Here is a 12129-nt window from a genome sequence, read left to right as displayed (position 1 = left end):
GCCTGACTAACGAAGAGAACAAATACCGCTTCTAATAAAGAACTGACTTCAATAGACGCCCTCATTGCAGGCGTCTATTGACCAATCAGTGCACGTTACTCGTTAATGATCTTAAGAGGAACCGGAATATACGCTTCTACCGTTTCACCTTTTAAGACTTTAACCGCAGTTTCCACACCCAGCGCACCAATCATATCTGGTTGCTGTGCAACGGTTGCCGCTAACTTGCCACGTTTTACCGCCGCAATTCCATCGTCAGTACCATCAAACCCAACGATCATAACGTCTTTTCCAGCAGCTTGTACTGCACGTAATGCACCCAGTGCCATTTCATCGTTTTGAGCAAATACCGCTTGAACATCTGGGTTTGCCGCGAGCAAGTTCTCCATAACGTTTAGACCTTTAGTACGGTCAAAGTCGGCTGGTTGGCTTGCCAATAGCTCCATATCAGAACCTTTGACTGCGTTCATGAAACCTTCTCCACGCTCACGCGCTGCAGACGTACCGGCAATACCTTCAAGCTGAATGACTTTTGCTTTTTCGCCCACTTTTTCCATAATGAAATGACCCGCCATTTCACCACCAACAACGTTATCAGATGCTATATGGCTTGCCACATCACCACGGCTTGCGCCACGATCGAGTGTCAGTACTGGGATATTTGAACGGTTAGCCATACGGATGGCATTCGATACCGCATCAGAATCTGTTGGATTGATTAGGATCGCTTTCACACCACGAACCGTTAAGTCTTCCACATTGGAAAGCTCTTTGCTTGGATCATTTTGTGAATCTAAAACGATAAGGTTATAGCCAAGTTCTTTGGCTTTTGCTTCCGCACCGTCTTTCATTGTTACGAAGAAAGGGTTATTCAGTGTCGAAACAACGATCGCCATTGTATCTTGTGCTGTTGCGGTCGCAGACATAGAAGCTGATAGTACAGCTGCTGAGATAAGCGTTGCCAATTTTTTCATGGTCTATTCCTTTATATATTGTATGTAGGGGGTGTTACTAATAAATGTAAAATGGTTCTAATAGTTCTGGGTACCTCATGACAAAGTACCATGTACCGTTGTGCTTGCCTTTTATAAGGAGCGAAACCAGCTTTCATCTCGCTCCTATATAATCGGTGTTCTACTTGTTTTTGTTATCAACCAAGACAGCCAGCAGAATAACAACCGCTTTTGCAATCATTTGGTAGTAAGACGAAACATCAAGTAAGTTCAGTGCGTTATTCAGGAAGCCAATAATCAACGCACCAATTAGTGTGCCCATAATTCGACCGCGCCCACCCATCAAGCTAGTTCCGCCTAATACCACCGCTGCGATGGCATCAAGTTCATAGCCCATTCCAGCAGTAGGTTGCGCTGACGAGAGACGTGAGGTGACAATAATGCCAGCCAATGCCGCCAACAATCCACAAATCGCATACACGCCGATTTTTACTTTATCGACATTAATACCAGACAAACGAGTTGCGGATTCATTGCCACCAAGTGCGTAGACATAACGGCCGAAGCGCGTGTGGTTTAACAAATACCAAACCGAAGCAAACACCAGCACCATTAACCAGACTGGTACTGGAATGCCCAAAGCATAACCCGTTCCAAACCAAGCAAAGGCATCTGCTGTCTCCGTAAAGCCTGTAGAAATTGGACGTCCGTCGGTGTACACCATGGTAACGCCACGTAATAACGTCATGGTTACCAAGGTTGCAATGAACGCTTGCACTTTACCTTTCGCTATAATAATCCCGCTAATCGCACCCAAAGCAGCGCCAGCAACGAGAGCGGTTGGCACAGCGATCATCACCGGGACTTCCAACCCAATTAAGCTTGCGGCAAACGCACCACACAGCGCCAATACTGATCCGACACTTAAGTCGATACCCGCCGTCAAAATCACCAACGTCATACCAACCGCAATAATGGCATTAACCGATGTTTGACGAAGAATGTTAAGAATATTGTCGACCGTGAAAAAATTGGGATTTAGAAAAGACACCACAACAATAAGAAAAATCAACGCAATCAGTGATTTTTGCTCAATTAGCCATTCCTTATTGAACAGCGTCGTTTTCTTTTCTGTTGCTACACTCATTGTTTTGTTGCTCATGCTGCTTCCTCGTTAACCTTTTTACCCACCGCGCACGCCAATAGTTTTTCTTGGTCGGCTTCATCTGCCATAAATTCGCCACTTACGCGGCCTTCATGCATGACCATTATTCGATCGCTCATCCCAAGAACTTCTGGCATTTCTGACGACACTAAAATGATGCTCATGCCATCTGCCTTAAACTTATTGATCAGCTGATAAATCTCTTTTTTCGCACCAACATCAACACCTCGAGTCGGCTCATCAAGGATTAGCACTTTAGGCTTAGTCATTAACCCTTTGGCAATCGCCACTTTTTGCTGATTACCTCCAGATAAGTTACCAATGATCTGATTTCTAGAAGGCGTTTTGATATTGAATAACTTAATGAAATCTTCCACAGCGATAACCTCATCACCATGTTGAAGCTGTAAGCCGTTCGACAATGTCTCTAACGTACAGAGCGACATATTCTCTTTAACTGATAAACCCAGCACTAAGCCGTCGCCTTTTCTGTCTTCAGAAATATAAGCGATACCGTTGGCTAAGCCTTCCTGAGGGCTATTGGGATTAATCGTTTTTCCATAAAGCGACACCTCACCGGATTCTCTTTTCAATGCACCGTAGACGATTTTCATTAATTCCGTTCGCCCAGCGCCCATTAAACCTGACACGCCTAAAATTTCGCCTTGATCAACATGGAAGCTCACATCACTGACACCAAGTCCAGAAACACCTTTGACTTCTAGGCTACGTTTACCGTGAACAGCATGAATACGTGGATATTGCTCATCCAGCTTACGGCCTACCATCATTTCAATTAAGGCGTCTTCATTCGTCTCTGCAACCACCGTTTGACCGATGAATTTGCCATCCCTTAACACGGTAATGTCATCACAAATTTCAAAAATCTCTTTCAATCGATGAGAAATATAAACAATGCCGCACCCTTGCTGACGCAATTCATTAATCACATTAAACAGTGACGCCGTTTCGGTATCCGTTAATGCATCCGTCGGCTCATCCATGATAATAACCTTCGACTTAAATGACAGTGCTTTAGCAATTTCGACCATCTGCTGCTCACCAAGGCTGAGCGCACCAAGCAATGTTTTTGAGCTATGTTTTACATTTAGACGTGATAGCAATGCGTCAGCGTCCGAATACATTTCATTCCATAGAATGCGACCAAACGCGTTGGTTTTTTCACGTCCAAGGTAAATGTTCTCAGCAATCGTGAGTTCCGGAATTAAATTTAACTCCTGATGAATAATGCTGATGCCAGCTTGTTGAGAATCTCTCGGACCTGCAAATGAAACTTCTTGGTCTTGATAACGTAATTCACCGGCATCTTTGGCATAAATTCCTGTCAGTACCTTCATCAGCGTCGATTTACCGGCACCATTCTCGCCAAGAAGTGCCATGACTTTACCTGGATACACGTTTAGGCTCGCCTTATCTAAGGCTTTAACACCCGGAAAGGCTTTTTCTATCTCACTAAGTTGTAGTATGGGTTGCAACATAGGGCTGTCCTGCTCGCACATAATTTTTTGGTCTAAAACACAACACCAGATTGAAATATCACGTTCGCGTAAGGTGTACATTCACCGGTTCGCACAATCGCCTTTGAATCTTGCGTTCTTACTTTGAATTCTTCATGAGAGACATACGTGACTGAAATCGTTTTTTGGGTTGCTTTTGCTTCACTGTCTATCAGATCCATCAATGCATCGTGAGCTTCTGGAGAGACACGTTTAAACTCTTCCGCCAGCAGCACACCTTCGATTTGAGCTTCAGCTAAGTAAACTTTGACCGTTTGCAGAAATGATGGCACTCCTAGTGTTAGTGCGAGATCAATTCGCTGTGTTTCTTCAGGGATAGGCAAACCCGCATCGCAAATAGTAACTTCATCGGTATGCCCGAGAGTGGCAACTAAATATGAAAGCTCAGAATTGATTAGTGCACTTTTTTTCATTTTTGTACCTGCTCGGTTCTTTAGATCGTTGATGAACGACTACAGTAGAATCATCACCATCGATACGTTTCGATGGCTGTAATCCTAGCGCGATTATCCAAAATTTCGAGTGAGCACTAGAGTAAATGTGATCACGATCACCACATCGAAACGTATCGATGCATTAAACGTGAATGGTTTCAAATTGTGAATATTAGGTGACTAGAGAGGTAACCAGAAACGGAATTGCGCCGTTAAGCGCTGTATTGCATAAGGGTGGAAATGTAATCACCAGAAGCAAAATGACAGCCAATCGCTTTCAACGATCGTAGCTGTTCTTCACTTTCGACGCCTTCCGCTATTGTGTCGATATTGAGCAAATTTGCGAGACCAACAATGGCCTTGGCCACTTGTTCAACTGATTCATCTTCGGCAATTTCTGTTGTGAGGAGTGCACTAATTTTAATTTTTTGAATCGGCAAATCACGAAGTTCTGAGATTGAGATATGACCCATACCAAAGTCCGCTACCGTGATTTGGCAACCATATTCTACAAGCTGATACAATTCGTCGACACTGCGCTTCTTGGATAAGGACTCTTCAAACACTTCCAAAATTAAACAATCAGCGGGTAACTGATAACGCTTAAGTATTTGAACAATTTCTTCAACAAATGATCCATGCCCAAAGTTTCGCGATGAAATTTTAACCGCCACCTTTCGTAACGCTCCAACAGACGCATATTTGCACGCTTGTTCAATGGTAAACAAATTGAGCTTTCGAATAAGTTGGCTCTCTTCCGCAATGGGAATAAATTCAAAACGATTGACTTCACCAAACACTTTGTCGTGCCACGCCAACCGGCTCTTAAAACTGACAACCTCATGGTTAGAAAGATCAATGACCGGCATAAAGCTCACTTCTAAACGATGCTGCTCTATCGCGTCAGACAGCCTTTGCGCCAACGCCTTCTTTCTTCCCCACTGCTCTCCCATTTCTTCGGTGTAACATAACCAATTAGCCTGACACTGCTTAGCTCGATACATTGCAAGATCAGCCTGCTTAAGCAGCAAGCTTGATTCTATGGTTCTTGACGACTTGGTCGTAATACCTATGGCTGCGGAGCCACGTTCATACTTATTACCAATTTCAATATAAGCAATAGAGTCAATAAGTCGCTGTGCATGCCTAGCGGCATCATCACAGTTGCACTCGGGGAGTAGCACAACAAACTCGTCACCTCCGAGTCTAGCCACGATACCCTGCTCGCCAATTACTGACTTGAAGCGCCTAGCAACCACCTGTAAGAACGAATCACCATAATCATGGCCTTTACTGTCGTTAATTGATTTAAATTCATTAAGATCAATTAGCAATAGCGAGTAAGCTTCTGATGAGTAAAGATTCGAACTTAGGAAACGCTGTAAGTGTTCAAAGAAAGAGGTGCGATTAGGTAAACGTGTTAGAGTGTCAAAGTAAGCCAGATCGCTTAATTTATCTGTGGTATCTTTTTCTAAGGTTATATCACGCTTAACCGCAATATAATACGTTTTACCTTCGTATGTAAAAGGGCTAATTTGGGCTTTTTCTATAAATAGATCGCCGTTCTTTTTGCGATTGATAAGCTCACCGTACCACGAATTTCCGCAGCCCAGTGCAGACCACATTTCGCGATAAGTCTCTGGGTTTGTTTTTCCCGATTTTAACAAGCTTGGGTTTCGGTTCGCGACTTCCTCAGCAGAATATCCGGTTAGCTGATAAAACTGGTCATTGGCATACTTGATGCTTGCGCTAGCATCAGTAATCACAATTGCCGCGGCGCAACTTTGCATTGCGTTCGCTATCAAGCCGAACGACAATTCAAGCGCTGAATTTGACGATATATGATCCACTAATGATAAGCCCAATAATAACAATCGCCCTATCATAAATATTTATGGAATTGACATCAAATAAAACGTCAAGAATTCGTTGATAAAACAACAATTTTTTGACGCTTTGTTTATCCTTATCAATTAACCGCAACACAATGACGCAATTAATCCAGTTATCATTAACGATCACTAATAAAATGCTATAAGTGACATTTGCGTTAGTCGTTATTAATCGCTTTGATCACTTTACACGGGTTCCCTACCGCTAGCACATTGCTTGGGATATCTTTCGTCACAACGCTGCCGGCACCAATAACCGTGTTATCTCCAATATTAACGCCAGGGCAAATGATTGCCCCACCACCAATCCATACATTATTACCAATTTTAATTGGCAATCCAAACTCAACCCCCTCATCCACACGTGCCTTTGCCTCCAGCGGATGCCCCGCTGTATATATTTGCACGTTTGGGGCCAAAAGAACGTTGTCGCCTATCTCAACGAGATTAACATCAAGGATTACGCAATTAAAATTCGCGTAAAAATTTTTCCCCACTTGAATATTACTGCCATAATCACACCTAAAGGGAGGCTCGAGATACAACCCTCCCCCATTTTGCTCTATCAATGTTTCTTTTGCTTCATTCCATTGTGGTGAATCAGGAATGCTGGCATTCAATTGTTTAAGAATCTCTCTGCATCTTATTCTTGCTTGATACAGCTCAGGATCCCAGGCGAGGTAAGGCTCTCCCGCAAGCATTTTTTGTTTTTCTGTTTTCATTATTTACCCAACACGTTAGACATCCACTTATGCAGAAATCCATTGCTAACAACAATCATTGGGAGGTTCTCCCCTCGGGCAGTTTGCCCAACATAATAGCGCTCGACTTGGTTTTGTCCCCAATATTTTATGTGCTATTGACTAACAAAGGAATATTGATTTGTTATGGGATATGTCAATGACTCAAAGACGCTCTATTTACTTAGAGCTGGCCTAAGCTATATTGAGAGGCATATTATTGATTAAGTGCGTTCACAAGTGCATCAATCGCAGATCGTACGCTAGCGGTATTCTGTCCGGTTATCAGCCAGCCATCGACCACCACATGCGGTTGACCATTATCGGCTTGAGTAAATATCGAGCCACATCGTACCAATTCATCTTCGACTGAAAACGGAATAGCATTCCCTCGGTTACCTGCTAGTTCTTCACTATTAGTGCAGCCTGTCACTTTTTTTCCAGTTAAAATCGGTGAGTCATCTTCTCTAGTTACATGAATTAACGTGCCTGACGCATGACCAAATGCACAAATATATTTGTCACTGCTATAAAAATTATCAAGCAGGGTGACCGAATCCGGATCACAGGTAAGATCCCACAACGCGCCATAGCCACCACACACGATGACGGCATCATAGTCCATTGGATTAACATGACTTATTCGCTTTGATGACGCCAACAACCCTAGTAAAGCGTCACGAGAAGCCGCTAGCTGACGATCCGTACCATCAATGTTATACAAAGGATCGATAGGTGGCATTCCTCCTTTAATGGAACAAGTCGTCACGTGAATGCCTTGGGCTTCAAGTACAGCGTGACAAATGGCAAACTGCACTAAATCGACACCTGTCGCTTCCTTAGTAAACCCTAAACGCGCATGAGAAGTGACCATCAACAGTACTTTATAAGACGACATTCTTTTCATTCCTTAATCCACATGACTTAATCCTAGTGAATCGGCACCGTTTTTCAAAAAAAAGAGAAGCCTGATGGCTTCTCAATATAATGAAAATATTATTCTTATCGCTACGCAAGCCAGCCCATAAAATAAGGAATGATTAGGGCGTTAGCTAAATCAATAAAGAATGCGCATACCAAAGGTACAACGATAAAGGCTTGATGAGAGTTCCCATATTTCTGTGCTACTGCTGACATATTCGCCATTGCTGTAGGGGTTGAACCAAGCGATATCCCGCCAAAACCCGAACAGATAACTGCAGCGTCGTAATTTTTACCCATTGCAGGAAAAATAATGAGTAGGTTAACTAAAATAGCAACAACAAATTGCGCACCTAATATCGCAAAAATAGGCCCAGCAAGATCAACCAGCGTCCAAAGCTGCATACTCATAAGCGACATCGCCAAAAACGCACCTAGAGAAATATCGGCTATCAGTGCAATGGAAGGTTTGTTGGCTGGCCATCTCGTCCCCGTAATTCGTGGGTAATTATGCGGAACCAGATTCGATAAAATAATACCAGCGAATAAACAAGTCACAAACAGTGGTAGCTGCAGCCCTAAATGTTCGACACCTTCATTTAGAAAAACACCAACAATAATACAAGTATGAATTGCAAGCATGGCATCAAGAAAGTCATAAGAGGTGATTTTTGTCTCTGAGGCAGAGTCTGCGACACCAACATCCATCGCTTCTTCTTGAGAAGGTTTAAGATCATAGCGCTTGATGAGGAACTTGGCGATTGGCCCGCCCATGATACTAGCTAAAATCAGACCAAATGTTGCACTGGCAATACCAATTTCCATTGCTGTATCGAGACCAAACTGTTCTTGTATTTTTGGCGCCCACGCTATCGCAGTTCCGTGACCACCAATCAAGGATACCGTCCCGCTTAGCAGTCCCGCAATAGGCTCAAGCCCAAAGGCTGTTGCAACAGTAATACCGGTTATATTCTGAATCAACATATAGCCAATGGTAATAATCAACAAGATAATGAGGGGCTTCCCGCCTTTCATTAAATCACCAAGGCTCGCATTAATACCAATAGTGGTAAAAAAGTAAACGAGTAAGACATCACGCGCCATTAAATCAAAGCTAACCTCAATGGACGTTACCATATGTAAAAGTGCAAAAAGTACCGAGAAAACAATACCGCCAGAAACGGGCTCTGGAATGCTAAATTCCTTTAAAAATCCGACGACTTGATTGAGCCGTCGACCAACAAAAAGGACAATAATCCCCATTGTGACTGCCATAAATGAGTCAATGTGAACCGCACCATTTTCAATAATCATCAATCTTACTTCCTGTTAGAAACATGTTACCGAATAGCATGCCTGTATTTTTTGTTCTATCCAACTCTTTTTATTCAATTTTTCCTCAGAATCTTCAGCGCAGAATACAAAAACGCCATGATACTTTTTAGAGTGTACATGGCGACTATACTGATAGTTTCGAATGATAGTTGAACCTCAGTCACTTATATTCCAAGCGACCTATAAGTTGAACGATTTAGGCTTTCAAACCACATAGAACCAATAAGATGGCCTCCAAATCAGTCCACGGGAGTAATTGACTGTCAATCACTTCAATTCTTGACTCATAGCCTTGTAATGAAATTTCGTTTACCGATACCACCTGATTCGACACATTAAAGGCATAGCAGCCCTTATTGGTATTCACTACGGCTTTCACGCGCTCAGCCGTTAAATCGCTGAGCATAGAAAACAATTGGTCAAAATCAAATAAGTGTTCCGCCCCGACTATCCAACCACAACTAAAATACCCTTGGCCTTTGTTTTCTCGGCGAATATATGACTGTTCTGGAGGCAACTCAAACACTGGCTCCATATCACTATGGTCATGCAATTGCTGCTCTCGCTCACTCTGAGTTGTCAAAGGTAAGGCTTCTCTTCGCTCAATATCAAGCAGCTCAATAGGTAAGTTACCTTGTTTAATCAATTGATGATAAATCACTGCAGGCTCTTGCACGCTCACCCAGTCATTAAAAGCATCAATATCTTCTGAGTGACATTCATCAACTTTATTGCCAATCACCACATCCGCGGCAGCGAGTTGATCATTAAAATTATTATTAGATAGGTACTTTGTATCAGATAAATTTCTTGGATCCACTAAGGTAATGGTCGCGCGTAAATCTACGTAATTTTGATACTGTTCCGATGTTAAAGTTTTTATCACTTGCTTGGGGTGACCAAGCCCTGTCGGTTCAATAATTAGACGATCTGGTTTTTGACGCAGCAACGCGTTAATTCCTACCGACATTGGAACACCAGCAGTACAGCACATGCAGCCACCCGGTACCTCTTTAATCATTGCCCCGCCATCGGCAAGCATCGCCCCATCAATACCCACTTCACCAAACTCATTCACCAGTACTGCCCAATGCTCATTGGCTGGTTTGTTTTGAAGTAAATTGAGAATCGTGGTTGTTTTTCCTACACCGAGAAAGCCGGTGATAATATTGGTAGGAACTTGACGTGACATACAAAATCCAATGAATTGAAATAATGCATTTAGTATAAACGGTTTTCTGCGCTATCACAGAGTGCGCTATTTGAAAATCTACTTCAAATGGTCAACAAAACACCAATTATATGTATACGTTAAAAAAGCGTGGATGATAAACGACAAAAGGCGCACTTTGCGTGCGCCTCGACCCTCGTTACTCAATCGTGAGTTTGCGAATCTCTAAGTCATACGAGATGCTGAGATCATTTACGAGGCAGTAGTATGTGTAACATTTCACATCCAAATTGTACGTAGGGGCTTCAAATCCTCCGTGCTTGTCGAATACATACCCTACGCTTTAACTATGGACCATAATCCTCTAATTACAAGTTTGCCACACGTTTATTTATGTCTAACTGGTCACAATTTCTAAGCGCACTAATATTGCAATACTACTTTGCAAACTTGTCACTGTTTGTCTATTTCAGAACTCGTATAATTTCGGTTCTAAATCCCCCGTCAAATAGAAAAGGCCCACACTTTTATGACCAAGAGAGAAAAATTTAAGCAGTCACTGCTCGTCAGAGTACCTAGAGAAACCATTAATCAGTTTCTGTCTAGGGATAAGACGCCGGTTTCTGTGCTTTTTCTTTCCTGTATTGTGGGTATATTAGCTGGATTTGTTGGCACATTGTTTGAGCTTGGTGTTCATTTCGTCACTGACACCCGTACTGAATGGTTAAAGGACGAAATCGGCTCAGTACTCCCTCTGTGGGCTTCTGCATTTATCATCAGCGCATTATTGGCATTCATCGGCTATTTCCTTGTCCACAAATTCGCACCAGAAGCCGCTGGTTCTGGCATTCCAGAAATCGAAGGCGCAATGGATAACATGCGACCAGTACGTTGGTGGAGAGTGCTGCCCGTTAAATTTTTTGGCGGCCTAGGTGCACTCGGCTCAGGCATGGTTTTAGGGCGGGAAGGACCGACAGTACAGATGGGCGGCAATATTGGTCGTATGGTCACCGACATATTTCGAGTAAAAGATGATGATAGCCGGCATACTCTACTCGCATCGGGTGCGGCAGGTGGCTTAGCTGCGGCCTTCAATGCGCCACTCGCGGGCATTATGTTTGTCGTTGAAGAAATGCGCCCTCACTTTCGTTACTCTTTAATATCAATTAAAGCGGTACTGATTTCTGCCGTTGCCGCCACTATTGTCTTTCGTTCTATCAATGGACAGGGCGCGGTAATCAGCATGCCGCAGTATGACTCACCAAGTATGCAAGTATTATGGTTGTTCCTAGTACTCGGTGCACTATTTGGGATTTTTGGTGTTGCCTTCAATCGACTCGTCACCCTATTTCAAGATTTGTTTGTTAAGCTGCATAAAAATGATCTAAAGCGTTTCCTATTAACAGGTTCTGTCATTGGCGGTATTTTTGGGCTTTTACTGCTCTACGTGCCTGAGTTAACAGGTGGTGGGATTGGCTTAATACCTGAAATCACCAATGGGGATTTTGGTGCAGGATTTCTGTTTATTCTCTTTATTGGCCGTGTATTTACCACGCTTATTTGCTTTGGTTCTGGCGCTCCGGGGGGCATTTTTGCTCCTATGCTTGCCTTAGGCACCTCCTTTGGTTATGCCTTTGGATTAATGGCACAACTTCTCTTTCCTGATCTACCTATTGAGCCCGGTGTTTTCGCTATTGCAGGAATGGGGGCGTTGTTCTCTGCCACGGTACGTGCCCCTATCACTGGTATTCTTTTGGTCATTGAAATGACCAATAACTATTACCTTATTCTTCCACTAATTATTACCGCTTTGGGAGCAACAATCATTGCTCAAATGCTTGGTGGTCAGCCAATTTATAGTCAGCTTCTTCACCGCACATTAAAGAATACTAAATTGAAACAAGAGGATCTGCCAAGTCGAGAAAACTAGGGCGCAATTTCAAATGAATTGAGATACAATCAGACGGCTAGACTTCTAGT

At 43.0% G+C, this 12129-nt stretch carries 10 protein-coding genes; 1 reads left to right on the top strand and 9 read right to left on the bottom strand.

The window, feature by feature from the left end:
• Positions 1 to 95: 95 nt before the first annotated feature.
• From rbsB to L4D05_RS14000, 9 genes are all read right to left on the bottom strand, one after another.
• Positions 96 to 974: a ribose ABC transporter substrate-binding protein RbsB gene (gene rbsB / locus L4D05_RS14040; protein ID WP_428752229.1), complete on the bottom strand. Its 879-nt coding sequence runs from the start codon at positions 972 to 974 to the stop codon at positions 96 to 98.
• A 160-nt stretch (positions 975 to 1134) separates the two neighbouring features.
• Positions 1135 to 2115: a ribose ABC transporter permease gene (gene rbsC, locus L4D05_RS14035; RefSeq protein ID WP_428752228.1), complete on the bottom strand. Its 981-nt coding sequence runs from the start codon at positions 2113 to 2115 to the stop codon at positions 1135 to 1137.
• Positions 2112 to 3617, bottom strand: a complete 1506-nt coding sequence (rbsA, locus tag L4D05_RS14030; RefSeq protein WP_428752227.1) for a ribose ABC transporter ATP-binding protein RbsA — start codon at positions 3615 to 3617, stop codon at positions 2112 to 2114. The genes rbsC and rbsA overlap by 4 nt, the downstream gene beginning before the upstream one ends.
• Before the next feature lie 32 nt (positions 3618 to 3649).
• Positions 3650 to 4069: a D-ribose pyranase gene (gene rbsD, locus L4D05_RS14025; RefSeq protein WP_428752226.1), complete on the bottom strand. Its 420-nt coding sequence runs from the start codon at positions 4067 to 4069 to the stop codon at positions 3650 to 3652.
• A gap of 233 nt (positions 4070 to 4302) precedes the next feature.
• Positions 4303 to 5880, bottom strand: coding sequence for a putative bifunctional diguanylate cyclase/phosphodiesterase (locus L4D05_RS14020; protein ID WP_428752225.1), 1578 nt, complete (start codon positions 5878 to 5880; stop codon positions 4303 to 4305).
• Between the two features lie 260 nt (positions 5881 to 6140).
• A complete protein-coding gene (locus tag L4D05_RS14015) occupies positions 6141 to 6704 on the bottom strand; it encodes a sugar O-acetyltransferase (RefSeq protein ID WP_428794387.1) in 564 nt (187 codons plus the stop codon).
• 235 nt (positions 6705 to 6939) lie between these two features.
• Positions 6940 to 7620 carry a type 1 glutamine amidotransferase domain-containing protein gene (locus L4D05_RS14010; protein ID WP_428794386.1) on the bottom strand — a complete coding sequence of 227 codons (681 nt, stop codon included), beginning with the start codon at positions 7618 to 7620 and terminating at the stop codon, positions 6940 to 6942.
• A 110-nt stretch (positions 7621 to 7730) separates the two neighbouring features.
• Positions 7731 to 8957 (bottom strand): sodium/glutamate symporter, encoded by a 1227-nt coding sequence (gltS, locus tag L4D05_RS14005; RefSeq protein WP_428752222.1) that lies wholly within the window; start codon positions 8955 to 8957, stop codon positions 7731 to 7733.
• A 217-nt stretch (positions 8958 to 9174) separates the two neighbouring features.
• A complete protein-coding gene (locus tag L4D05_RS14000) occupies positions 9175 to 10170 on the bottom strand; it encodes a CobW family GTP-binding protein (RefSeq protein WP_428794385.1) in 996 nt (331 codons plus the stop codon).
• 508 nt (positions 10171 to 10678) lie between these two features.
• Here L4D05_RS14000 and clcA point away from each other — a divergent pair.
• Complete coding sequence (gene clcA / locus L4D05_RS13995; RefSeq protein ID WP_428752220.1) at positions 10679 to 12079, top strand: H(+)/Cl(-) exchange transporter ClcA; 1401 nt, start codon at positions 10679 to 10681, stop codon at positions 12077 to 12079.
• Positions 12080 to 12129 lie beyond the last annotated feature (50 nt).

Source organism: Vibrio nomapromontoriensis (genome assembly GCF_050337205.1).
In the GTDB taxonomy this organism is placed as follows: domain Bacteria; phylum Pseudomonadota; class Gammaproteobacteria; order Enterobacterales; family Vibrionaceae; genus Vibrio; species Vibrio nomapromontoriensis.
This window is presented reverse-complemented; position numbering and strand designations above follow the sequence as displayed.

Bases quoted from the DNA above. Each gene is read 5' to 3' on its own strand.
- L4D05_RS14010 (WP_428794386.1), bottom strand. From the start codon at position 7,620: ATGTCGTCTTATAAAGTACTGTTGATGGTCACTTCTCATGCGCGTTTA.
- clcA (WP_428752220.1), top strand. From the start codon at position 10,679: ATGACCAAGAGAGAAAAATTTAAGCAGTCACTGCTCGTCAGAGTACCT.
- gltS (WP_428752222.1), bottom strand. From the start codon at position 8,957: ATGATTATTGAAAATGGTGCGGTTCACATTGACTCATTTATGGCAGTC.
- rbsA (WP_428752227.1), bottom strand. From the start codon at position 3,617: ATGTTGCAACCCATACTACAACTTAGTGAGATAGAAAAAGCCTTTCCG.
- rbsD (WP_428752226.1), bottom strand. From the start codon at position 4,069: ATGAAAAAAAGTGCACTAATCAATTCTGAGCTTTCATATTTAGTTGCC.
- L4D05_RS14015 (WP_428794387.1), bottom strand. From the start codon at position 6,704: ATGAAAACAGAAAAACAAAAAATGCTTGCGGGAGAGCCTTACCTCGCC.
- L4D05_RS14020 (WP_428752225.1), bottom strand. From the start codon at position 5,880: ATGCAAAGTTGCGCCGCGGCAATTGTGATTACTGATGCTAGCGCAAGC.
- L4D05_RS14000 (WP_428794385.1), bottom strand. From the start codon at position 10,170: ATGTCACGTCAAGTTCCTACCAATATTATCACCGGCTTTCTCGGTGTA.
- rbsC (WP_428752228.1), bottom strand. From the start codon at position 2,115: ATGAGCAACAAAACAATGAGTGTAGCAACAGAAAAGAAAACGACGCTG.
- rbsB (WP_428752229.1), bottom strand. From the start codon at position 974: ATGAAAAAATTGGCAACGCTTATCTCAGCAGCTGTACTATCAGCTTCT.